Here is a 23,968-nt window from a genome sequence, read left to right on the forward strand (position 1 = left end):
CGTTGATCGAGGGGCCGCCGCGCCCTATCTTCCTGCCCGCCGGGGTTCCGAGCGCGGTGCGCAGCCCCAGGGATTCTGGACCTCAGAAGTGATTCTGTACCTTAGAAGACGCCATGACCGATCTTGCTCATATCCGGAACTTCGCGATCATCGCCCATATCGACCACGGCAAGTCGACCCTGGCCGACCGGTTGATCCAGCTCTGCGGGGCCCTGAGCGACCGCGAGATGAAGGAGCAGGTCCTCGACTCGATGGACCTGGAGCGCGAGCGCGGCATCACCATCAAGGCGCAGACGGTGCGCCTCAGCTACAAGGCCGCGGACGGCGAAACCTACCAGCTGAACCTCATCGACACCCCCGGCCATGTCGACTTCTCCTATGAGGTCAGCCGCTCCCTGGCGGCCTGCGAAGGCTCGCTGCTGCTGGTCGACGCCAGCCAGGGCGTGGAGGCGCAGACCCTGGCCAATGTCTATCTCGCCATCGACAACGACCACGAGATCGTGCCGGTCCTGAACAAGGTCGACCTGCCGGCGGCCGAGCCCGAGCGCGTGAAGGAACAGATCGAGGAAGTTATCGGCATCGATGCCAGCGAGGCGTTGCCGATTTCGGCCAAGACCGGCGTGGGCGTTGACGCGGTTCTGGAGGCCCTGGTCCAGCGGCTGCCGCCGCCCAAGGGCGATGCGGAAGCGCCCTTGAAGGCGCTGCTGGTGGACAGCTGGTACGACGCCTATCTGGGGGTCATCACCCTGGTGCGGGTGGTCGACGGCACCCTGAAGCCCGGCATGAAGATCCGCATGATGGGCAGCGGCGCCACCCACCTGGTGGACAAGGTCGGTGCCTTCACGCCGAAGATGACGACGCTGACCGGCCTGGGCCCGGGGGAGATCGGCTTCCTCACCGCCAGCATCAAGTCGGTGGCCGACACCAACGTGGGCGACACCATCACCGAGGAAAAGCGCCTGGCTGCCGCGCCGCTGCCCGGCTTCCAGCCCTCGGTGCCGGTGGTCTTCTGCGGGCTCTTTCCCGTCGATGCGGCGGACTACGAGACCCTGCGCGATTCGCTGGCCAAGCTGGCGCTCAACGACTCCTCCTTCCAGTTCGAGGCGGAGACCTCTGCGGCGCTGGGCTTCGGCTTCCGCTGCGGCTTCCTGGGGCTTCTGCATCTGGAAATCGTCCAGGAGCGCCTGGAGCGCGAGTTCGACCTCGACCTCATCACCACCGCCCCCTCGGTGGTCTACAAGATCCACATGACCAAGGGCGATCTGGTCGAACTGCACAACCCGGCCGACATGCCGGACGTGGTGAAGATCGACCGCATCGAGGAGCCCTGGATCAAGGCGACCATCCTGGTGCCGGACGACTATCTCGGCCCCATCCTCAAGCTCTGCGAGGAGCGGCGCGGCGAGCAGATCGACCTCACCTACGCCGGCAGCCGGGCCATGCTGGTCTATCAGCTGCCGCTGAACGAGGTGGTCTTCGACTTCTACGACCGCCTGAAGTCGGTCTCCCGCGGCTACGCCAGCTTCGACTACCAGATCGAGGGCTACCGCGAGAGCGATCTGGTGAAGGTCTCCATCCTGGTGAACCAGGAGCCGGTGGATTCCCTGGCGATGATCGTGCACCGCAGCCAGGCCGAGCCGCGCGGCCGCGTGCTCTGCGAGCGCCTGAAGGGCCTGATCCCGCGCCAGCTCTTCAAGATCGCCATCCAGGCGGCCATCGGCGGCAAGGTGATCGCCCGCGAGACCATCTCGGCCCTGCGCAAGGACGTGACCGCCAAGTGCTATGGCGGCGATGTCTCCAGAAAGCGAAAGCTCCTGGAGAAGCAGAAGGCGGGCAAGAAGCGCATGCGCCAGGTCGGCAACGTCGAAATCCCCCAGTCGGCCTTCCTCGCCGCCCTCAAGATGGGCGACGGCTAGGGTCCCCTGCCGGGACGGGTTTCCGCCCTGTTTCCACTCTAGCGCCGCCCGCGGGGGGAGAAGCGGCGCGGCTGCCGCTCGCTGCGCCAGCGCCGGAAGATCAGCACCAGGATCGCGCCGATCACCAGGAACACCGCCCAGGCCCACCAGCCCAGCAGCGGCGCGAAGATGTTGTCCCAGAGGCTGACCGAGATGTTGCGTTCGATGCCCGCCTGCAGGGTGTTGAGGCTGAAACCGCCGAGGGCCTGGTCGATCTCGTACCAGCGCTGGCCCAGAGGTGCGAAGCGCCAGTTACCGGAACTCACAGAGGAAACGCCGTCCCAGCCCAGCAGCACCAGTGCACCGAACAGAAAAAACCAGCCGAGAATACGGCCAACGATCATGAGTCCCCCTCAGGTACTTCCCGCCACGCCCGCTTTTCTTGCTGTGGTCTTGCGCTGGCAGGGGCGCAACCGGGATCGCGACAAGCGGATACTAACAGCCAGCTATGCCCCGGGCCAACCGGCGGGCAGGTTTTTTTGGCCCAGGCCGGGCCCTGGGAGGCCGGATTGCGGCCCTGCCGGGCTGACGCTAAAGATTGCATCCGCCCGCGGCCTCGGCTAGGGTCCCGCCGCCGGAGCGCTGGCAGGGCTGCGCAGCCCCTTGCATCGCGCCCGAGGAGAGGTGGCCGAGTGGCTTAAGGCGCACGCCTGGAACGCGTGTGGGTGGGAAACCGCCTCGTGGGTTCGAATCCCACCCTCTCCGCCACCAAGTCTGCGGGTTTGCCGTTTCTCTGGACGGTTTGACACTAGGAGCCAGAATGGGCCGCGTTTCGCGGACCTTAGCGGCCGGTCCCCTCTCAAACCGCACTGAGAGAACCGCTCTGCTCCGTCGAATAGAGAATTTCAGTCGCATCTTCTCTCGCCACCTTTTTGGAAGGCCGGTTTTGGTGCCAGCACGCAGCGCGACTACTTCGGCTTGCGAAGCAACTCCGGTTGTCAAAGCCAATCAACCTTTGGGCTGGATAGTGGCACGAGCTGCCTATACTGCCATGCAGGCGGCACGCCCAAAGCTGACGACGCCGCGGATATAAGTCTGTGGAAAGCCGACCTGGCCGATTAGTCTCGCTTCTTGGGAGAAGAGCTGAGAAGGTGCCGGTTGCCCGGAACTTCACTTGCGTGCGAGATTCAGATTTGGATAGCGGGCTGTTTGTTATCACTGGTGATAGTACCTGCCCAATAAGCAAGGGAAGCTAGAAATGCGTGTGAATTGGGACGCACCCAAAGCTTTGCTGGGCCTCTGTTGGTGGTGCGCGCTGCTACTGTTGGTCCAGGCATCGGCTGCGAGAGGTGACGACTTCTTCGGCGATCAGCTCTCCGCTCGAGAGAAGCACGCCTCGGAGTCGTCGATGGAAAGTATAACGACCTCTATGGAGGCTATTTCCGCCCTTCAGCTTCTTATGGAATATCAGGCCTTCGCCGAGGGCCGATGTGAGCGATACTTTGACGTAGAAACTGCCGCAAAGGATGGCGATGGAAAGAGCCAGCACCTATTGAGCGATCTATATCGAAACGGCTATTGCGTGCCGCAGGATAACGCACGCGCGCTGAAATGGGCGAGAAAGGCCGCGAATGGCGGTTATGCACCGGCCTACTTCGATGTCGGCGTCTTCTTGGTCCAGGGCATCGGCACAGATAAGCAACCCGCTGCCGCGATACGCTGGCTTGAGAAGGCAACTGCCACACGCATTGAGGCGTACCATTACTTGGCGAGGATATACTGGGATGGCGAAGGGGTCATACAGAGTTACCAGAAGGCACACGAATATGCCCTGAGAGGCGCCCAACTAGGTGATCCGTTAGCACAGGCGTTGACTGCTTTGCTTGAAGCTCAGGATGGCTTTGAGTTCACCAATTACGTCGATTCGTACAAATGGGCGCTGATAGCCAAATCCAGTGGTCAGCCTAACATTGTGGAGGCTCTATCGGGCATTATCGCCGGGCTCGAAGAAGGACTGACTCAGCCACAAATCACTCTAGCACAGACCGAAGCATCGGAATGGGAACCACTTAAGATCGAGCCAGCAGCATCGACTGATCCAAAGGTTGTCGATCTTCCGATTCTCGATCCCGACACAACGCTAAGCCTTTCGCGAGAGCAGGCCAACACTCGACTTGCCGAGCTTGGGCTCGAAAGGGATCGTTATGTGTTCTTCAAGGCCGTTGAGGAAGACAATGTCGGCGTGATTGCTTTGTACGTTCAGGCCGGAGCCTCGCCAGACACAGTAAGCCCAACCCTGTTCGTTACGCCATTGCTGTATGCGGCGTTGAACGGAAGCGAGGGCGTTGCACGGTATCTCGTTTCGGCAGGTGCTGACATCAATCGTTCAGTAAATTATGGCAATGACACGCCAGTCCTACTCGCGCTCTCCTACGGTCATCGCCACCTCGCGGAATACTTGATCGCGAAAGGCGCCAAGCTTGATCACCCAGGCATCATGTACAACGCGGTTGAGTTCAACGATCCAGCCCTTTTGGCGATTTTGAAGTCGAAAGGAGTGCCGATCGACCAAGAATATGTCGGAACTCCTTTGAACAATGCAGTATCGTCTGTGGACGACAAAGGTGATCGTCACTGTCACGAAAAAAGCGCAGCATTCTTGATTGCGAATGGTGCGCGGTTGGAAATCCGGGACGAGTGGGGTGCATCGCTGCTGCAAAAAGCCATCACCACGATCAACCCGGTGGGATGTGTCAAGCTTCTGCTTCAGAACGGAGCTAGCCAGACAGCACCACATGGTCAAGAACCTCTTTTCATTTCTGTAGTTTCCGGAAGTACGGAACTGGTGCGTCTCCTACTCGAACATGGTGCCGACCCAAATCTACAGCTCGAACTGAATGCCGGTGACGTTCCGATGATCTTGGTCGGTGATGCTAAGAGTACGGCGATGAACGGCGGCTCTTTGTTGCAGTTGGCAGTTGTTGAACAGCACGCAGCGATTGCCCGCCTATTGGTTCAGTATGGCGCCGACAAAGACATGGAGGACAATCTCGATCGCACTCCGTTGTCCATAGCTGAGAGCAACGGCGACAGCCTGATGATCGCCGTGCTGAAAGGTGAGATGTAGGAAGCACTGGTCTCATGTGTAGAAAGAGCCGAAACTGGTTGGCACCCCTGCGATGGTCGGAGGTACAGTCAGGCTTGGTGTGAAGCTTGTGGTGTTTGATTCTGTTCTTTACCAGGCCCAGGCGCAGTAGATCTGCTGATAGATCACTCTGGCCTGCGCTCCCAGAGGATCATTGCTTGGTCAATTGGATGTCTGAGTTGGGTCACAAGTAGTCTAAGGCGGCGCACTTTGTACTGATCTACCCCCACGAATGAAGGCGGTTGCTTGTTTCGACTCCTGGCAGCCTGGCGAAAGCGGCGACCTGGCTGTAGCCCATCCATAGCGTAGGCCAGATTGACGCTGTGGTTTCGGATGAAGGTCTCGCCTCAGCGCGCACTGCGCATTGGAATCAAAATCTTCCAGCTCGGCGGTTTCCCGGGTCAGCCGGTCAGGCATTCTTGCAGTCCTTCACGCTGGGGTTTTGCGGGGGCTGGCAGTACCGAGCCGCTCTTCCGGTCGCCCAGCAGAACGATCTCTCGGCTGTGCCGGCCTTGAACCGTCGCCCCTACCCCAGCACACGGGTTTTCAGGGCATTTCCTATGGAGGAGCCCCTTGGAAGGGGCTTGCCGACTCGGGCCGGGGTCTTCAACTATTGGTAGGAGGAGGGGTGGGCGCAGCCACCGAATGGGAGAGGGCCGGCAACCACCGTGTGTTTTGAGCCCCCCGTATCACCGACCTCGGGGGGGTTCTCAGTCGACACAATGACCGCGAGGAGCATGTGCCTTGAAGGCAGGCGAAGTAGTCAACAGGCGGTATGTGCTCGATCCTGCTCCTGAGAGGAGAGGGGGGATGTCGACTGTCCGAAAGGCCTACGACATGCAAACTGGCCAGTTTGTGGCGCTGAAGTTTCTTTCTCGTATCTCAGATGAAATAAGATCGAAGAATGCGTTCTTTCGTGAATTCAATGCTCTAGAGAGTCTAAATCACAAGAACATTGTGAGAATAATCGAAGCAAATAGAACAGAAAATGGGAAGAGTTTTCTTGTTCTTGAGTGGCTGGAGGAGAGACTTGAGGAAGCCATAGAAAAGAGCCCGGTTCGGGACTACGAAGACTTTATGTCTCGATATGGCGCTCAAATACTTGATGCAATAGTCTACGCTCAGTCCTTGAAATATGCGCATCGCGATATCAAACCGAAGAATATACTTCTGACCGACGATGGAATCCCAAAGATCGCAGACTATGGGATCGCAAAGTATGTGGATGGATTGCTCCCCAATTCAGGCACTCTTGCGCACTTTGGCTCGCCTCCGTTCACTCCGAAAGAAGACGACGATGGCTTTCATACTTTCACTCGGGATGTCTACTCGTTCGCCGCACTAACTATTGCTAGCCTTGCTGGAGGAGTGTTCAAGAGTGATGAAGAGGAGAAACTTACAAAGGAGCAAAAGTACGACCGCTTAAGGGAAGTGTTCATTTCTCAGAAACTGCCACCTGATCTAGCGGAGATCCTTGAGCGCTGTCTTTCCGACAGTCCATCCAACAGATTCCCTACAGCAAGCGCTCTTCAAGCCAAGTTAGAAGCCTTTGAGCTTCACCAGAGACAAAGCGTTAGCGCACCGAAGCGGAAGTGCTACTTGTTCTTGCGTGATGCTAGCATTAATGCGGTGGGTCGCCAGCTGGATGATCACCGATTATCTCGTATCGAACGCACTGTTCTGGAGGAGATAGGCGAGGCCTTTTCGTTCTCCAAATACAGGCTCCAAGGTAGGAGTGAGACTGCCGAGAACGAGCTGACCTTGTGGGGCATCACTTGGGCCTTTCAACTAAAGCCAAAGGAGTCAGATCGCTCGGTATTCGAAGTGGTTCGCGCATGGCAAATGGGCCCCGCTGAGATTGCACGTCTCAGAGAAGATGGGTGTGTCCTCCCTCTACAATTCTCGTTCTCTAGGCCTCCCGGACCAATACAAGGTCGTAACCTGACAGGAGATGTAATTGCAGCAGTTGCGGCGTATGAATCTGAGAAGGAGCATGCGGCCAAAGCGGCAGAAAAAGAGCAGTTCTTCCGGCGCATGTACGCCTTTTTGAGTGCGAAGAGCGAAATCGAGCGTCGAACCCAGGAGCGAATCAACTACCACAGTAGAACCGTTGTCGGAGATTCTGCGACTTTGACAACAGATGTTTTTGTTTCGAATGATTTTCTTGGAGAAGAGAGGGTCATAAAGTTAGCAAGTGGATTTGTAATTAGATGTGAAGTCATTGAGGTTAGATCAAAAGAGATAGACGTTACGCCGCTAAACTCGTCGCCGATGGAGATTCCCGTCACCGGCACGCTCTCGGTCAATACGCGGCAGATGGCACGCGCAATTGAGAGGCAACGAATCGCCCTGGACTCGGTTTTCTATAACCGTTGCGTCAACCCATCGCTCAAGTCTTTCTTGATTGAACCAGCTTCTATTCCACAACTTCAACCGATTGAGAACATCGAAACGGTTCAGAGTGAAATCGATAGTGACAAGCTGGATGCACTAAGAGCAACCCTTGGAACGGAAAGTGTTGTCGCGATCCAGGGACCGCCGGGAACCGGGAAGACCACTCTGATCGCCGAGATCGTCATCCAATATCTCAAGCTGCATCCGAAGCATCGCATTTTGCTGTCCTCGCAAACTCACATCGCCCTGGACAACGTCATAGAGCGAATCTTGAGTGTCTCTGGTGAGGTGGATGTGGTCCGCATTGGTAAGCCGGACGACCCCAAAATAACAGAGTCAGTGAAGCCGCTTCTGCTTGACTCCAAGGTGCAAGCTTGGGCGAAAGCGGTGTCAGAAAACGCATCCCGCTTTCTGGAGGATTGGGCTGAATCCAGCGGTGTCGATAAGGCGCAGATAAGCATTGGCATAAGGGTCGAAGAGTTGCTGGCCGTGTTGAAGGCTCACGCCTTAGTGCGTGAGAAGGTAAGGGCAGCGAAGGCGGAGAAGGAAGGACTTGATACGAAGCAGGATGAACACATCGATACCAAAGGAGGCGTGATCTCTGATGAGATCGATTTAGAAACGGAAGAAGCGCAGGAGCAAATAGAGTCACTTGAGCTGCATTTGCGAGCACTCAAAGACAAAGAACAGGTGTTACGTAGAGAACTAGCTCAAATCGCCGATTATGGCCAAGAGCTGTCGGTGATGAGCTTTGATGATTTAAAGGAGTGGCTTGACCTTTTTTTGCCAGACGACCCGAGAGTCGCGCACTGTCGCAAGGTGATCGAAATCTCAGAGGAGTGGCTCCTTCGTGTTGGGAAGACGCAGGACTTCTACCCGGCAATCCTAGGTTCATCTCAGGTAATCGCAGGTACCTGCATTGGCATGGCGTCAGTGCCAGGTATCCAGGAGGTTAGTTTTGATCTCTGTATCATCGATGAAGCCTCGAAAGCGACGCCGACCGAGGTCCTAGTGCCAATGGCGCGCTCAAGGAGTTGGGTCTTGGTAGGCGATCCAAAGCAACTTCCTCCATTTGTCGAGCAGGAGCTTTTGGAGGACGTCGAACTGATGGAGGAGTTTGGATTGAGCGCAGAGCACTTGCGGGTGACACTTCTGGAGCGCCTCTTGGATACTCTCCCCGTGCATTCTGCTAAGAGGTTGAAGCGACAGTACCGAATGGTTGCAGGAATCGGGGACTTGGTTAGCAAGTGCTTTTATGGAGGGATGTTGCAGAGCCCGAAGAAGGAAGCTGACCTAAGCCTTCTCCCATCGTTCTCGAAGCCAGTGACTTGGCTCACCACTTCGGCAGCCCAACATCGTTTCGAACAAGAATCCGGGGTCAGCTCTAAGAACAGGTTTGAGGCCTCCATCGTGTTGCAGGCGCTTAATAGGATCGAGTTCGTTGCCAAGACGAAGAAGAAGAGAATATCGGTAGCGATAATTGCCGGCTACGCAGCCCAGGTGGAAGAGATAAACCGTACTATAGACCGAGGGACGCGTTTATCGAAGTGGCTGACAATCTCCTGCAATACGGTCGACGCCTTTCAAGGTAGGCAAGCAGACGTCTGTATCTATTCTGTCACACGCTCGAACCCCGCGAGAAAGATCGGCTTTCTTCGTGAGTTTCCTCGGCTGAACGTCGCTTTATCAAGGGCGAAATCGTATCTTATAATTGTTGGTGACCACGTGTTTTGCCGATCTGCACAAGGTCGCAACCCGTTTGCTGAAGTTATCAGCTATATCGAGAACAATCCGGAATCTTGCACTGTAGAGGAGGTGCAATGACTCCGGAGGAGATTGCCCAAAAGTATGAAAACCGCCCAGGCTTTCAGCTTGTGGACTACGCCGAGGTTGGGCTTCCTATCTATCGTTTATGGATAGACGTTGTTTCTCTGGAGCGGCGCGAACTGCCATCCGTTCAAGAGTTCATACTACGGCTGTTGGAATCTGGCGTCGGCGATGCGCCAACAGTGTCGGGCATTCTGGGGTTAGACGGCCGCGTATTTGAACTCAGCATAAACGCGCTCTTTTCCAAGATGTGGATTGCCGAAGAGGGGCGCAATATCTACGCAATGACAAAGAAAGGTAGAGACGTTCTGGAGGAGGGAGCAGACATATCGCCTCAAGATGAAACGATCGCGATTGATTTCGATGGTATCACTAGAGAGCCTGTTAACCTGGGGCGTGAAGTCGTAGCGAAGCCTTCAGAACTTAGAAGTGCGGGGAAGATTGAGATCAGACCTTACCCGGCCTCATCTCCGCAGTTGGATGATCTTGATCTGCGGAAGGTACAAAAAGCCTTGGAGGCGCGGATTGGGAAACCAAATGACCTGAAAGAAGTGCTTTCGATAAACCGAATTGCTAGAAAGAGCCGACTGTTCAGGTCCGCGATTGCGTTGCTCTTCAAGTCTGATCGCTCAAAGAATGTTGAACTTGATTTCGTCATCAATGGCGCCTTGTCAGAAGATCATTCCGTTGCGTTTGCACGTAACGACGGGCCAACAAAGATGGGCATCCAAGACTCTGTTTCTTCCGGTGACATCAGGCAGACTCTCAAAGCACAAATCGGTCAAGACGCGCGAGGCCTCCTAGCCGATGACACCCAGGTGAGCAACGTCCGCGTTGAAGTAGCTGCATCGAAAATGCTTCTAGAGAGCGCAAAGCAGAAAGCTGCCAGGGCAAAGGGGGCGCGAGCTAAGGCGGAGCTCACAGCCAAGCTGGAGAATGCAGAACAACGCCACGAAAGGGCGAAGAATAGCCTGGATGATTTTCCAGTCCGATCAGTAGCAGTTTATGAATACCCAGCATTTTTGGCGGATGCTCTGGAGAATGCGGAGCATAGTATAATTGTATCATCAACAAGGATACTGGACACGATCGTTGATGGCTATTTTTTGAGAAGCATTAATGTGTTGCTCGATAGGCACGTTGATATTGCGCTTTACATCAACGGTGGTTGGCTGAGGAATGGCGAGCAAGGGAACGGTGTAGTTAGTCAGATAAAGGAGCTATCTAAAAGGAATGCTGGCATCTCGTTGCGGAGGACTAGAAAGAGCCCAGTCAACTGGCTCATCTGCGATGATAGATTTGCGGTAGTGAGTTCGTTTCCCTGGCTATCTTACAGGGACTCAAAGCGCCCGCTACGCCGTATGCAAGGACTCATGGTTCAAGATTCGGGCCTTGTCGGTAGGCTGAGAGAAACCTTCCGGACGCGTGAGGTTTCTGAGTAAGGGAGGTGAGTGTGGTAAGCCTTCATTATGAGGTCTGTGCCGTTACTCACCGCGGTTGCCACCGTGCTCACAATGAGGACCGTGTTGCCATAAACAACTGGGCCAGCTCGGCAACGAATGGTTCCCCTATGGTCTTTCACAAATCAGATCACGAGCCATTGATCTGCATGGTTGTAGACGGTATGGGCGGCCATGCGGGTGGCCGATTAGCGAGTAGAATTGCGGTTCGTGAGGCGCACAAGCGTTTGGTGAGTGCTGCGAAGCCTAAAGCAGTCGCCGAAGCATTGGAGCAAGTGAATCAGGAGTTGTTCACTTCAATGCATCAGGGGACAGAAGGAATGGGGGCAACGATTGCGGGCGTGCGCATTCATAGAGGAAATGCCGTCGCGTTTAATGTGGGTGATAGCCGCGTATACGCATTTGAAGAAGATAGGTTGATGCAGATTTCTGTAGATGATGCTTTTAGGGATAAAAGAAACGGGCGGAAGGTGAGTAGCGCAATAACACAGTCTCTGGGAGGTGGTTTCAGGCGGCGGCGTATTGATGCACATGTTATTGAAAGAGACGTAGACGCTCCTCAGAGATTTCTTATTTGTTCTGATGGGCTTAGCGACTTAGTTCAGGACTACGAAATTGAAGAGGTTATGAGAAAATTCCCCCATGATTATGTTTCCCGAATGTTGGGACACGCCCTCGACAGGGGTGGGCGTGACAATATCTCGATAATTTCGGTCCGCGTCCTTTAGGCACAGATCTTTAGTCACGGTGTGGCTGCCAACGCTGGACAGCAACGATCCATTTCGCATTGACCTGCTCCCCAAATGGTCCCCGTTTATGATTTAGCTCTGTTCCAGTTATAGTCCTCTTGATTCCAGGCTGCGAACTGAACTGGGGTGAGCCCGTCGAGGACGGGGAAGCCCTGCGCCGCCGACACATATCTCTGGAAAGCCCCCGCATCAGGCGTGTGAACATAATAAACACAGTAACTTGTCTCATTGATACTATTGGCGACAATGTGATCTGCACCAATTGCGCGCAGAGCTTGTTGCGCCCCATCTATGGTGAGGTGATGTACTGGACTCATGTCTCCGAGGATGCTTAGGGATTGCCTGATCATCGACTGACAAAATCAGACTTCCTTGACTACCGTGCCTGCGCAAAGGCGCTATGGCTAAAGAAGTTGAAAAGCCATGTAGTCGATTGGCCGGCCCCAACCGAGTTCGATCGGCTTTTGATGGCGGACGGCTATGCTGTGGAGGATGAGGTCAAGCGGCTGGTCTCCACCTGGCCGGATGCGGGCGCTTGCAGTTTCCAGCGTGAGTTCGAGACTGACCAAGGCATGTTTGCCCGTGCGGATCTTGTGCGGGATCTGGGCGAGAACAATGTCGATCTCTGGGAGGTAAAGGCCTCAACTTCACTGAGGCCGTCGGGCTCCGATCATGTTGTCGACGCAGCCTTCCAAACGCTCGTAGCGGAACGCTCAGGTGCAACCGTGCGATCGATCGGCATCATTCATGTGAACAAGGACTATGTCCGAGCTGGAGAAATCGATCCGCGCAGCCTTCTAATCATAAGGGATGTGACCGATGAAGTGCGTGATCGCATGCCTGAGATCGAGAACGATGTTGATGCCGCTCTTGCGTTGCTCGCGGCGGCGAAAATCGATGAAACGAGCTGCACTTGTATCCTGAAATCGAAGAACCAGCACTGTGTGCCCTTCTCCTACTTCAATCGGGATGTCCCGACGCCCTCGATTTATGATCTGCCCCGATTGTCGGCAAAGCGACGGGAGGCTTTTGTGGCCGAGGGCCGCTTCGGTTTGGATCAAATCAAACTGGAAGAGGTAACAGCATCACAGCAACCGGTGCTGGAAGCGATGCAACGCGGTTCAGAGGTAGTCGATCTCCCAGGAATCCAAGCATTTCTAGAGGCCCTCGAGTACCCACTCTACTTCTACGATTACGAAACCTTCGGTTCCGCGATTCCAATCGCGGATGGCCAAAGGCCGCACGAGCAGATCCCTGTACAGGTGTCTGTTCATCGATTGGACGCAGACGGCTCTCTTACGCACTCAGAGCTCCTTACCGAAAGGCCCGGCATGCAGAGCGAGGTCACCGAATTCCTGCGGCGTGACATTGGTGAGGCTGGCCATTTGCTTTCTTGGAACGCAAGCTTTGAGACCAGTTGCAACAGACGCCTTTCGCGGCTGGTTCCCGATCAGGCGGGGTTTCTCTCCGGACTCAATGAGCGCACGCGCGATCTAATGGATGTTTTCAAGAGAAGCTACGTACATCCAGCTTTCGGCGGCTCCACTTCCATCAAGAAAGTTCTGCCGGTCTTGTGCCCAGATCTTCGATATGATCAGGATAGTGTGCATGATGGCGCCGGTGCAATGGAGGCTTGGAAGGCCCTGACTGTTGCCGAGAATGAGAAGGCGCGAACGGCGCTCCGAGAGGCATTGCTTTCCTATTGCAAGCTCGACACGCTGGCGATGGTCGAGATCTTCTCCACTCTGCAGAAGCTCATCTCGTCCCGATAGCAGTTTGAAGCTCGGCCTACTCATTGCCGACCCAGAGAGCGGAGGCGAGCATATCCTGGTTCGCTCCGATTAACTCCCCGGTTGAGCCAGCCTGATTGCGACCGATAACTCTTCATTGGCCAGGTTACGACTGTGTAGAGTTACGGCGCTAGAGGCCATCCTTGAATCAACGCGGGCAGTGTCGCTTATGTGGCATGGTGCTGGAGGCGAGCTAGCACAAGGTCGAGCAGTATCCGTATGGAAAGCACCGAAGCGGCACAGAAATCATGAGCTCCCAAATCCAAGTAGCTTACACTGCTCGTCCCACGTTAGCGGGATGTTCTGCATTAGCTGCTTAAGTTCGAGATCCGCCGGCTGGCAACCGTCGAGAGTTCTTTGCACTATCTCTGGTGCAAGAAAGGCGAGACGCAAGATGCGCGCAACGTAGCGGTCGGTCACGCCCTCATTCTTTGCTATGGCCAGGACCGAAGACGCATCACCCGCAAACAGCTTCTCCTTCCACTTGTGTGCATTGACCACGGCCTTGATGAGCGGTGCGTTCGGCCGTGGCGACCTGTCCTTGGCATACGCTGGCGGAATGACAAGCCGCATCTCGCCCGAACTGAGCTTGAAGCGCGCCGGCGATACGAGAACCAGGCGATCTTCAGTGCCCGAGGATGGGGTCGGACGTCGAGGTCCGTTTGCTGCGGCATGCGATGATGCTTCGCACAACAGTGTATCTCGCAGTGCATTTCGGCATAGCACAGTTCGGACACCATCCTGATGGACGGTGATGGTCGCCCACGTAGAGATGAGCATGGCACGCCGGTCGGTCGTGCTCATGTGTCGCCATTTGTCTGCCTTGTTCTTAGCGGCAGTAATGAGGCGCCGTCGGTCTCTCGCACCGAGGCTCCCGCAAAGCTCATCCATCACCTTCTGAGTATCGCCAAGGAAACCACCGAGCTGAGTGGCAATGAGTTCCTCGATCTCCCGCGCCGAGATCCGCACGACGGCTCCCGCGGCGTCATCGCGCTGTTGCAGCAACGCCTGGCTCACGTAGTAGCGGTAGCGCACGCCCTTCTTCACGGCATGGGATGGGCTAAGTCGGTTACCGCGGTCGTCATAGAGCATGCCGGCAAGGAGGCTCGGCTCGGCAGCCCGGGTGCCGGACCGCCGCTCCTGGGCGCCGTTGGCGAGTTTGGCCTGCACCGCCTCCCAAGTCCCGGGGTCGATGATCGCCGGGTGCTGGCCCTCGTAGGAGGTGCCCTTGTGGGGGATGCGACCGATGTAGAGCGGGTTGCCGAGCAGCTTGTAGATATAGCCGCGGCTCAAAGGGCAGCCGCCGCGCATGCGGTCATCTGCCGACTGCCGGAGCTTGGTCGTGAGGCTCAGTCGGTCGGCTTCCTCCTTCACCCGGCGCACAGAGCCGTGCTCCAGGTAGAGCCGAAAGACCGTGCGCACGGTCTCGGCCTCAGCCTCGTTGATCACCAGGGTGCGGTCCTTGGCCTCATAGCCCAGCGGCACGAAGCCGCCCATCCACAGGCCCTTCTTCTTGGAGGCAGCGATCTTGTCGCGGATGCGCTCGCCGGTGACCTCGCGCTCGAACTGCGCGAAGGACAGCAGCATGTTGAGGGTGAGCCGCCCCATGGAGGTCGTGGTGTTGAACTGCTGGGTGACCGAGACGAAAGACACGGCGTGCGCATCGAAGACCTCGACGATCCTGGCGAAATCAGCCAGGGAGCGGGTGAGGCGGTCAACCTTGTAGACCACCACGGTATCGAACCGGCGAGCGCGGATGTCATCCAGCAGCTGCTGCAGGGCAGGCCGCTCCAAGGTGCCTCCGGATATGCCGCCGTCATCATAGGGAGTGCGAACCAGCTTCCAGCCCTCGCCGGCCTGGCTTTTGATATAGGCCTCACAGGCCTCCCGCTGGGCATCCAGGGAATTGAAGGCCTGATCCAGCCCTTCCTCGGAGGACTTGCGCGTATAGACGGCACAGCGCCGCCGCGCCTGCCGCTCAGCGGCCATCGGACGATGCTCCTGAATTGGTGGAAGCTTGGCGCAGCCCGAAGAACTTCGGCCCCGACCAGCGGGTCCCGGTGATCGTGCGGGCGATCTGCGACAGGCTTGCATAGTGCTCCCCCTGATAATCGAAGCCCTGCTCCAGCACGGTCACCTGATGGACCACCCCGTGCCACTCGCGGATCAGGCGGGTACCGGGTCGGGGTCGGGCGACAGGGGGCGCCGGCTTCGAAGGGCTGCCCCTGCTGCCCGTCGGTTCGGCCAGGGCTGCCAGCCGCCTGCGGGCGGCCTTGCTGAGGCCGCCGAAGGCCTGTTCCTGGACATGGTAGGCCAGGGCGCGCAGGAGCATGTCGCGGCTCATCTTCTTGGGTGGCGGCCGGCCGAAGGTCTCGCCCCAGCGCGCCCTGAGCGCGGCTGAGTCGAGACCTTCCAATGCGGCGATCTGGGCGGTGACGCGCTCAGACATCGTCACCAGCCTTCCTGCCGGGGTTCCGAGGGGGCTTGGACCTGCCGGGCGGGGAACGGTCTTGCGGCTGTTGCTTCGGGCGGGAAGCTTTCGCCCGCTCGCGGAGCGCCTCCTGGAGGCTGCGCAGGCGCCGCAGCAGGTAAGGGCTGACGTTGCCATCGTCGCGGGTCATGGCAGGGGTTCCCGGCGTCATCGGATCACCCTCCGGTCCCGATGCGGTAGACCCGGCCGCGGCCCTCTGTCTTCTCAGAGGTGACAGTGAGGCCGAGCTTCTTCTTGAGGGTGCCGCTGATGGCGCCGCGCACCGAATGGGGCTGCCAGCCGGTGGCCTCGACGATCTCATCCAGGCTGGCTCCGGTCTTGCGTTCCAAGAGGCCGATCAGCAGGGCCTGCTTGCTGCCCTGGCGGGCGGCGGGGGCCGCTGCTCTGTCCTTCGGCTTGGTCACCGGAGCTTTTTTCCGGGTGGTGGCTTTCTTTGCCGGGGCCTTGCCGGGGGACGTCGACTTGGCCGTGCTGATGCCCGTTCCACCATCGAGAGCTTGCAGGCCGGCCTTGGTGATCGCCAGCATCATGGGCCGGCCGTCGTCGGCTTCGCGCCAGGCAGTGACACCAGCGGACGCAGGCTGCTCTTCCAGCATACCTTTCTTGAGAAGGCTCTTGAGGACTGTGGTGAGCGCCCCGCCTTTCGCGTTCAGGGATTTCGGCGGTGGCAGGGCCGCCCCATCATCGCGCTTGGCAGCGGCAGAGAGGATGACGAGTTGAGTATCGGTGAGCTTGGGCATGAGGGCCTCCGATGGTGTTCCGGCACCGTGATCATCACGGCGCTCCCACCCGGCACAGCCCCGCCGGCCGTCCGGTCGGGGCGGCGGGCGGCCCAGGAGGAGGCGGGCAGCCCAAGCGATCTCGTGCCCCAAGGAACGCTTCCTTTGCGGAGGAAGTCCAGTCCCTTTCAGCAGGGGATTCTTGCTGCTTGTGAACTTGGTTAACGCCGAGTGCCGTGACGACGGTGCCCCTTAGACCCGCTGAAATCGAAGCCGGCCCGCCCTTGCTTGATTAATCCCAGTGGTATTCGCTGTCCCCTACGAACAGTTTTCCGTACCCGACGGCGTAGGGGCGGCTGACATCCGACCAGGCCCATTTCAGGAACTGGGAGACGCTGTCCACCTGGTCGTCATGCCGGCCGCTTGGGAAGGCACGGAGTTCCTCGAGGAAGGCCGCCAGCCAGGGCGCCTCCTTGGGCAGCAGGACATGGCCGGCCTCCAGGCGCGGTGTCTGAGCTTCCATGCGCAGCAGCTTTTCGCCCTCCGGAGTGATGCCGATGGGCTTGGGAAACCTCGGGGTGGTGTCCTGCCGCAGGTCTTGCACCAACTGCAGTCCTGGCCCGGCCTTTTCGATCAGGACCGTCTGGGCACCATAGTGCATCGCATGGTCGATGACCTTGCGCCGGAGGGCCGGGAACTCCACCCGGCCGCGCCAGACATCGAGCAAGTAGAAGTCCTTCTGCTTGATGGCCCAGCTGGTGCAGACCGAATAATCGTTGCGCTCGCCGGTGGCGGTCGCGATGTCCCAGCTCTGCGCGATCCGCACACCCGGCTGGCGTTCGGGGGCGGTATCGTAGACCTTGAACCACTTGCGTTTGATCAGATTGCCCTCGGGCGGAACCGGGCTCTGCTGGTACTGCGCAGAAAACCGCAGGCTGCCGAGGTCGGACTTGATCCGCTCCAGCGCTTCCCGGGATTCACGGGCCGGATGCAGAAGTTCACCCGGCCGGCGGTGGTAGACCTCGTCGATGTCGATGTCGATGCGTTGGTCTTCCAGGGCGATGGCGGGCAGGTTGAGATGGTACCAGGGGCCACGGCGCAGCAGATGGCCCGCCAGGTCGTCCTGATGCAGGCGCTGCATCACCAGGATGATGACACCGCGCTCCTTGTCATTGAGACGGGTGCTGAGGGTGCCGTCGTACCAGTCGATAAGATGGTTGCGGGCGCCTTCGGATGCTCCGTCCTCGGCCTTCAGGGGGTCGTCGATGATGATGTAATCGGCACCACGCCCGGTGACCGAGCCGCCGACGGAGACCGCCACCCGGCCGCCGCCGCGGGTGGTGATGCATTCGGTCCTGGTCTCCTTCTTCAGGCGCATGGCCGGAAAGACACGTTTGTACCAGCTGCTTTCGACCACCATGCGGAACTGGCGGGTGAACTCGGTGGCGAGCGCATCGCTGTAGCTCACGCAGAGAAAGCGCAGGCCCGGATTGTGCCCGAGGGCCCAGGCGACGAAGGCGACCGAGGTGCAGATCGACTTCAAAGAGCGCGGCGGCTGGGTGATCGCGAGACGGCGGTTCTCGCCGCCATAGCAGCGCATCAGCTGATAGGTGATGGCTTCAATGTGCCAGTTCGGCTCGAAACGATCGTTCGGCGAGACCGTGGTGAAAACCTTGTGCACGAAGGCGTTCAGGTCACGGCGCAAGATAGCGTCCAGCTCAGCGTAACCAGGCATCCTCGTCCTCCGCATCCGCAATGCTGTCTTTCGGTTTCTGCTTAGGCGCTGTGTCAAGTTCCGGGTCGGTTTCCAAAGCCTCGGTCTTGCCGGACTCGGCTTCCGGCTCCTGCGCGGCAATGCCGGCTCGGCGCAGCTGCCGGGCCGTGAAACTCTCCAGGATCGCGGCATCGCCGGCACCGAGTTTCGCTGCTTCGGTCATCTCTTCATTGTTGTAGAGCCGGGCGAGATCGATGAGGCGGTCCAGGGCGCGACCATCGCCGGCGAGCGCCTTCTCGCGCAGCCGCAGCAGGGTGGCGAGCTGGGTCGACACCGTCTTGGGCTTACCGCCCTCAGTGACCCGCACGCCCTGCTCAAGCGTTGCCTTCAGATCGGTTGAGAAGTTGCGGCTGCCCTTGGGCCGGCCCCGGGGATTGCCGGAGCGACCCTTCTTGAAGCGGCTGTGCTTGGGCGGTTTCTTATAGCCGACTTCGTAGTCAGCGGATCCTTTCCTCTTAGGCATCTTCGGTCTCCTTCTCGCCGCTTGTGGCTTCTTCGCCTTCGATGGAGCGCCAGGCCCTGAGATCGACAAAGCCGAGGCCGGTTTCGGCGTGCATAGCCACTTCGCCGGTCAGCTCCTCGAAGCGGGCGATGGCGGTATCGACGTAGGCCGGGTCCAGCTCGATGAGACGGCCGCGCCGGCCGATGCGTTCGGCGGCGATCAGGGTGGTGCCGCTGCCCCCGAAGGCGTCCAGCACCACCCCGCCGTGCCTGGAGCAGTCCTTGATGGCATCGGCCACCAGGGCGACGGGCTTTACCGTCGGGTGCATGGCCAGCTGGTCCAGGCGCCCCTCGGTGAAGCTGTTGATGCCGGCATAGTCCCAGACATTGGTACGGTAGCGGCCGTGGCGACCCAGTTCGACGGTGTTGATGTGGGGTGCGGTCCCGTTCTTGAAGACCAGGATCAGCTCGTGCTTGGAGCGATAGAGCGATCCCATGCCGCCGTTGGTCTTGTTCCAGACGCAGAGGTTCTTCAATTCGCTGTAGACGGCGCGGCCTGCCACCATCACCTCGAAGAGGTGGCGCCAGTCCATGCAGACGAAGTGGATTGCCCCGTCCTGGCTGCTGGCGGCCAGGTGAGAAAAGATCTCCTCCAGGAAGGCGGTGAACTGCGCTTCTGACATCTCGCCCGACGCCATGGCAAAGTCGCCGTGGCGTACCGCCCCCAGGCCGCAGACATGACCGTCGACCGGCACGTTATAGGGCGGGTCGGTGAAGACCATCTGGGCCTTTTCACCGGCCAGCAACCGGGCATAGGCCTCCGGGCGGGTGGCATCGCCGCAGAGAAGGCGGTGGCGCCCGAGGCGCCAGAGGTCGCCCGGGCGGCTGACCGCCGGTCCGACAGCTGGTGCCGGCAGGCGGTCGGCCGCATTCTCGCTGCCCGGAGCCTCCAGGCCCTCGATCAGCAGGTCGACCTCGGCGGTTTCGAAACCGGTCAGCTCGACATCGAAGTCCAGGTCCACCAGGGCCTGGAGCTCGATAGCCAGGATCTCGCGGTCCCAGCCGGCGTTTTCGGCCAGCTTGTTGTCGGCCAGCACGTAGGCACGGACCTGGGCCTTGGTGAGGTCTTCCAGGGCGATGGTGGGTACTTGCTCGATGCCAAGCAGTTTGGCCGCCGCCACACGGCCGTGGCCGGCGACGATCCGCCCATCGGCATCGACCAGCACCGGGTTGGTCCATCCGAAGCATTCGATGCTGGCGGCGATCTGCTGGATCTGCTTCTTGGAGTGCGTGCGCGCGGTTTTTGGATAGGGTGCTAGCTCGGCCACAGGCCGGGAAACAATAGTAAGGTGATCCATGTGGGTGCTCCCCAAAGTCAAAAGGGGACCCACTTTAGGGGGTCGGTCGGACCGTCTCCTTCACAAGAAAACGGCGCTATTTCCGTGAAGAGACCTCGTTGAGTAGGCTGCGCCAGGCCTCGGCGCCATAGCGGAAGCGCTTGGCCGCCATGCGGGCGGCCCGCTCGTGCGGCGGGCCCTGCCACCAGTCCGCATTGCGGATGTATGGCCAGCCGTCGAGGTGGCCGTAGCGCTGCTTGCGCTGGCGCAGCCAAGCGAGAGTACGCTGGTAGACGTGGCGCAGAATCATCGACTGACGGTGTTTCTCCAGTTCGGGTAAGGCTCTTCGGCCCTTGGGCGCCGGCACCTTGCCTTCCAAATGGCGGCAGAGGTATTCGAGGGTATGAGACGGGATCGGGCGCTGCCCATGCTTGCGCAGGTTGGCGGCCAGTTCCTCCGGATCGACGTAGTCGCCTTCCGTGAGCCGCCGTTCGATGTCCACAAGATGCAGCGCGTCGAGGTGGGAGAAATCGACCCTAGGCCTGTCGGGTGGGTCGCTGTCGTTCTCGGTCATGAGACCGGCTACCTAAGAGTGCATGAAGTGTGATGCCACCCTATGGCCACTGTCCTAACAATTCGTTCTCGGAGCGAAGGCCTGGACCGCCAGTCCTAGTTTGGGTTTCTTGGTCAGCGTCGGCCAAGGCCCTCAGGTTACGCGCTGTCCGTCCAGATAGGCGGGCAGGCGCTCTGCCACCCCGGCGAAGAACCCGTTTGGGGAAACGGCACGGACTCGAGGTTGTCCGATCTGCGATGGGCGATGCTAGACAAGTGTCCTCTGGAAACTCACGAAAGCCCGCATTAAGAGGGTGGGGGTGCCCGCCGCCCGTCCAGGTAGGTGGCCAGGCGCTGCACGACCTCGGCCATGTCGGTGCAGCGGTAGGGGGTGTAGCGGTCCTTGGATGCGTCCTTGGCACTGGGGGTGATGGAGAGCTTGTCCGCCTTCACGCGGGCGATGGAGCCCAGCTCCGCCATGGGAATCAGCCAGGCCCGATCGATGGCTCCGCCGCCGATGTCGAGCAGGATGGCCAGCAGGAAGGCACCCTCGTGGTCGCTGAAGGTCTTGCGCCGCACATCGAAGAGGATGGTGTCGGACTTGCCCAGCTTGGCGGAGGTCCGGGCTTTCACCTGGACCGGCAGGGAGCGGCCCGTCACCTTGTCATAGACGATGAGATCGATGCCGTCGTCATCGGCAAAGGGCAGGAAGGGCGAGAAACGGCCCTGCGAGCCCAGCATCAGTTGGGCCGCCACCGTCACCTCGCCGATGGTGCCGATCTGCGTCTGGGTCATGGTCTTGGCGGGCGGCATGGCCAGGGGCTCGGACGGCAGGGCGGGCAAGGGGTTTCTAGGGCCCATGATGCGTCTCCTCCGTCTCTGGTGGGCTGCCCTGCCATGAAGCCATGCATTCGTTAATAAATCCTCTTTTGGGATAATCCGAATCCAGGATTAGGTCTGCCTGCGCTTTGGTCGTTTCCGGGCGCAGGCATGCGAAAATCGGTCCACACTGAACAGTACCGCGTCTTGATTACCCGGCTTACCGAGGCGCGGACCGATGCCGGTTTGACGCAACAGCAACTGGCCGACCTGCTGGGCCGGCCGCAGTCCTTCGTGGCCAAATATGAAAACGGTGAGCGCAGGCTCGATGTCGTCGAGTTCCTGGAGATTGCCGGGCAGATCGAAGCCGACCCCCACGCGATCATAGACCTTGTTTTGAAAACCCGTTAGCGGACATGGTTTGGCGCTTCAATTAGGAGCTGGATTTTGCGGCCGGTAGGGCTGTTGCCAAACAGGCGCAATATCATTGCGCCTAAGGCAAGTTTGATGGCAATCTAAAAGAACATAATAAGAACTTTGGGCGATAGCGGGGGTAGCCTGAAACGAGCGTCGATCTTGAATCCCTAGAATACGGGGATCAATACATCACCGTGAGTTGATTGTCACTGAGTGCCCCGTTGATGCGGGCTGAGTCAGCTGGATTTCCGGGCTAACGGACCTGAAGGCAAGGCCAAAATATTGTTAATAAAGAAATTTTTTCTCCAAACGTAACGAAAGAGTCGCATTTTGTTGCACCTCCGGTAGACAATACCTTGTTGCCGGTTGATGCGTTGTGGTCCAATTGTTGATGAGGTCAAAACAGACTCACAGTTGAATAATGCCCGAACTGGTCGATACGCTTAAAACCATCCATCTTCTGCACGGCACCAGCGCCGTGTTAAGGATATTCGCTGCGCGACGTTTTCCGATCGCGGCGGCACTCACCAGAATTTGCTTTATCAATCCGGAACGAAGCGAAGTCACAGAGGACGAACTCTGTGCCACATTGGATCATATCCTGGGCGCTGCTCGTGAGATCGGTCACGAAGAGGAGGACAGCGATCGGTTCCAGGAAGATTCGAAACAATACCTTGAGCAATGGTCGAATCTTCGTGGGGCAAATTGGTTCTCTGTCCACGCCGACCCTTCCGGGCTGAAATACTATCGTCTGACAGCCGCTGGGCGCGAGGCACATACGATCCTCGCATCCATCGAGGCCGGCCGATCCGTTTCAACCGAGAGCCGACTCAAGCGTTTTATCGACCTTACCAACGATCTTTCGACGCGCGCCAGCGGTAGCCCCGACCGGCGGATTGGTGAGCTAAAGACACAGATACAGCGTGCCGAGCGCGAAATCGCCGGTATCGAGCGGACCGGGCGGGTCGAGGTTATGCCCGAACGCGAGGTGATTGCCGAGTTCGAGGAGCTTCTTCGCTTACATGGTGCGATCGGTACTGATCTGGATCAGGTGCGCGCTCTCATGGCCCAACACCGAGCGAGTACCCAAGACATCGTGATGACTTCCGAGGCACCGAAGGGTCAACTTCTCGACCTTGTCTTTGTCGAGGAGGACAGGGTTCGAGGTACCGACGAATACGCTTCGCTCGATGCATTCCGTCAGCTGTTGACTGACGATCAGCTGCGAATGGCCACACGCGAGAAAGTCGAGGAGCTTAAGCACCATCCAGTGATCCACAAACGGTTTATTGCAACCGGCAAGGCGCCGGCGCGGTTCGATGGTGCGGTCGAGAGCTTCTTCGACCGGTCGCGCAAGATCGATGCCGAATTCAACGGTTACTACGAGCAGCTGCGTGGCATCGTCGTCCGCGAAGACATTGATGAGATGCGTGCAGTCAGCCGCACCCATAAGGTGCTCGGTGCGCGGTTCGTCGATGTTCGCGACCGCCTCGCGCCGTCGCCAAGGGATCCACGTCTGAAGGGTATCGGTATCGTGCTCCCGGGTACGGCGTTTAAGCCGCATCCAACGGCCGACATTCGCTTTCCGGCAAACCTCGCAGAGCGTGCCCAGTCAGTACCGCCGGCCGATGCTGAAGATGACGAGTCGGTCCCCGATGCCTTCGAGCGAGAGATGCGCCGTCAGGCACATATCACCCGCTCGCAACTAAAGCTGAGGATCGCGCTGGCGCGTAAGCGGGTGGGTAAGGAAGCCGTCCGCCTAAGTGACGTTCTGTCTCTCTTTCCGCTTAGATACGGGCTCTTGGAGCTGAACGCATTCATTGAACTGGCGATACAACACGTGCCGTCACGGTTCGATCCGGTCCAGATCTCCGTCACGCGGCTGATTGATGAGCATGAGGATCCGGTGGGGCTGAGCACCTGTACATTCTTCGATCCCATCTTCTTGTCCCGCGGCGAACCTGGCACGGGGATCGAAGACGTCCATTGCCTTGTGCCGGAGAACGCGGCCGTCGATGAAAGCTTGTTGCTGGCCATCGAGCAGGACGGTCTGGAGGCTTCCCTGAGGTCCGTGATCGATAAGGTCTGTGCGGTCGAAACCATGACGCAAGGCGAACAGTGATGAGCATCTACGGCGGTTCCTACGGTGGAAGGAAGC

Annotated in this window: 17 protein-coding genes, 1 tRNA gene and 1 pseudogene; 9 read left to right on the plus strand and 10 right to left on the minus strand. The window is 58.6% G+C overall.

The genetic code is table 11. The features are described from left to right. The first annotated feature begins 113 nt into the window (after positions 1–113). The gene (gene lepA, locus ACO06P_RS15660; protein ID WP_420346165.1) at positions 114–1,916 is read left to right on the plus strand and encodes a translation elongation factor 4; all 1,803 of its coding nucleotides are present in this window, start codon (positions 114–116) and stop codon (positions 1,914–1,916) included. A gap of 38 nt (positions 1,917–1,954) precedes the next feature. Here lepA and ACO06P_RS15665 read toward each other — a convergent pair whose 3' ends face one another. After that, positions 1,955–2,299: a hypothetical protein gene (locus tag ACO06P_RS15665; protein ID WP_420346166.1), complete on the minus strand. Its 345-nt coding sequence runs from the start codon at positions 2,297–2,299 to the stop codon at positions 1,955–1,957. A gap of 274 nt (positions 2,300–2,573) precedes the next feature. Between ACO06P_RS15665 and ACO06P_RS15670 the strand changes: the two genes are divergently transcribed. Both ACO06P_RS15670 and ACO06P_RS15675 read left to right on the plus strand, forming a co-directional pair. Further along, positions 2,574–2,663: transfer RNA gene (locus tag ACO06P_RS15670), tRNA-Ser, on the plus strand. 640 nt (positions 2,664–3,303) lie between these two features. Next, the gene (locus ACO06P_RS15675; RefSeq protein ID WP_420346167.1) at positions 3,304–5,022 is read left to right on the plus strand and encodes an ankyrin repeat domain-containing protein; all 1,719 of its coding nucleotides are present in this window, start codon (positions 3,304–3,306) and stop codon (positions 5,020–5,022) included. Positions 5,023–5,038: 16 nt separating this feature from the next. On the opposite strand, the pseudogene ACO06P_RS15680 reads toward ACO06P_RS15675, so the two are convergent. Further along, positions 5,039–5,187, minus strand: a pseudogene (locus ACO06P_RS15680) (transposase); the annotation flags it as partial. 597 nt (positions 5,188–5,784) lie between these two features. On the opposite strand from ACO06P_RS15680, the gene ACO06P_RS15685 reads away from it, so the two are divergent. The 4 genes from ACO06P_RS15685 to ACO06P_RS15700 all read left to right on the plus strand — a co-directional run bounded on the left by ACO06P_RS15685 (position 5,785) and on the right by ACO06P_RS15700 (position 13,242). After that, the gene (locus ACO06P_RS15685; protein ID WP_420346168.1) at positions 5,785–9,258 is read left to right on the plus strand and encodes an AAA domain-containing protein; all 3,474 of its coding nucleotides are present in this window, start codon (positions 5,785–5,787) and stop codon (positions 9,256–9,258) included. Further along, a complete protein-coding gene (locus ACO06P_RS15690; RefSeq protein WP_420346169.1) occupies positions 9,255–10,703 on the plus strand; it encodes a hypothetical protein in 1,449 nt (482 codons plus the stop codon). Before ACO06P_RS15685 ends, ACO06P_RS15690 begins: the two co-directional genes overlap by 4 nt. Before the next feature lie 167 nt (positions 10,704–10,870). Beyond that, positions 10,871–11,449, plus strand: a complete 579-nt coding sequence (locus ACO06P_RS15695; protein ID WP_421938131.1) for a PP2C family protein-serine/threonine phosphatase — start codon at positions 10,871–10,873, stop codon at positions 11,447–11,449. Positions 11,450–11,808: 359 nt separating this feature from the next. Next, positions 11,809–13,242 carry a DUF2779 domain-containing protein gene (locus tag ACO06P_RS15700; RefSeq protein WP_420346171.1) on the plus strand — a complete coding sequence of 478 codons (1,434 nt, stop codon included), beginning with the start codon at positions 11,809–11,811 and terminating at the stop codon, positions 13,240–13,242. A 264-nt stretch (positions 13,243–13,506) separates the two neighbouring features. Here the strand turns inward: ACO06P_RS15700 and ACO06P_RS15705 are convergent, their stop codons facing one another. The 8 genes from ACO06P_RS15705 to ACO06P_RS15740 all read right to left on the minus strand — a co-directional run bounded on the left by ACO06P_RS15705 (position 13,507) and on the right by ACO06P_RS15740 (position 21,435). Next, entirely contained in the window at positions 13,507–15,249 is a 1,743-nt protein-coding gene (locus tag ACO06P_RS15705; RefSeq protein WP_420346172.1) for a recombinase family protein, read from the minus strand. Further along, positions 15,239–15,709 carry a DUF2924 domain-containing protein gene (locus tag ACO06P_RS15710; RefSeq protein ID WP_420346173.1) on the minus strand — a complete coding sequence of 157 codons (471 nt, stop codon included), beginning with the start codon at positions 15,707–15,709 and terminating at the stop codon, positions 15,239–15,241. Before ACO06P_RS15710 ends, ACO06P_RS15705 begins: the two co-directional genes overlap by 11 nt. Positions 15,710–15,906: 197 nt before the next feature. Continuing rightward, positions 15,907–16,491, minus strand: coding sequence for a DUF3489 domain-containing protein (locus ACO06P_RS15715; RefSeq protein ID WP_420346174.1), 585 nt, complete (start codon positions 16,489–16,491; stop codon positions 15,907–15,909). Positions 16,492–16,762: 271 nt separating this feature from the next. Then, positions 16,763–18,205: a phage terminase large subunit gene (gene terL / locus ACO06P_RS15720; RefSeq protein ID WP_420346175.1), complete on the minus strand. Its 1,443-nt coding sequence runs from the start codon at positions 18,203–18,205 to the stop codon at positions 16,763–16,765. Further along, on the minus strand, positions 18,189–18,707 hold the full coding sequence (locus tag ACO06P_RS15725; RefSeq protein ID WP_420346176.1) for a DUF5681 domain-containing protein: 519 nt from the start codon (positions 18,705–18,707) through the stop codon (positions 18,189–18,191). The genes terL and ACO06P_RS15725 overlap by 17 nt, the downstream gene beginning before the upstream one ends. Continuing rightward, positions 18,700–20,043: a site-specific DNA-methyltransferase gene (locus ACO06P_RS15730; protein ID WP_420346177.1), complete on the minus strand. Its 1,344-nt coding sequence runs from the start codon at positions 20,041–20,043 to the stop codon at positions 18,700–18,702. The genes ACO06P_RS15725 and ACO06P_RS15730 overlap by 8 nt, the downstream gene beginning before the upstream one ends. Positions 20,044–20,119: 76 nt before the next feature. Continuing rightward, entirely contained in the window at positions 20,120–20,596 is a 477-nt protein-coding gene (locus ACO06P_RS15735; RefSeq protein WP_420346178.1) for a hypothetical protein, read from the minus strand. 284 nt (positions 20,597–20,880) lie between these two features. Further along, positions 20,881–21,435 carry a hypothetical protein gene (locus ACO06P_RS15740; protein WP_420346179.1) on the minus strand — a complete coding sequence of 185 codons (555 nt, stop codon included), beginning with the start codon at positions 21,433–21,435 and terminating at the stop codon, positions 20,881–20,883. A 129-nt stretch (positions 21,436–21,564) separates the two neighbouring features. Between ACO06P_RS15740 and ACO06P_RS15745 the strand changes: the two genes are divergently transcribed. Both ACO06P_RS15745 and ACO06P_RS15750 read left to right on the plus strand, forming a co-directional pair. Then, positions 21,565–21,804 carry a helix-turn-helix domain-containing protein gene (locus tag ACO06P_RS15745; protein ID WP_420346180.1) on the plus strand — a complete coding sequence of 80 codons (240 nt, stop codon included), beginning with the start codon at positions 21,565–21,567 and terminating at the stop codon, positions 21,802–21,804. Positions 21,805–22,231: 427 nt separating this feature from the next. Then, positions 22,232–23,932, plus strand: coding sequence for a DUF3375 family protein (locus tag ACO06P_RS15750; RefSeq protein WP_420346181.1), 1,701 nt, complete (start codon positions 22,232–22,234; stop codon positions 23,930–23,932). Positions 23,933–23,968 lie beyond the last annotated feature (36 nt).

It is taken from the genome of Pelagibius sp. (genome assembly GCF_965227505.1).
Taxonomy (GTDB): domain Bacteria; phylum Pseudomonadota; class Alphaproteobacteria; order Kiloniellales; family Kiloniellaceae; genus Pelagibius.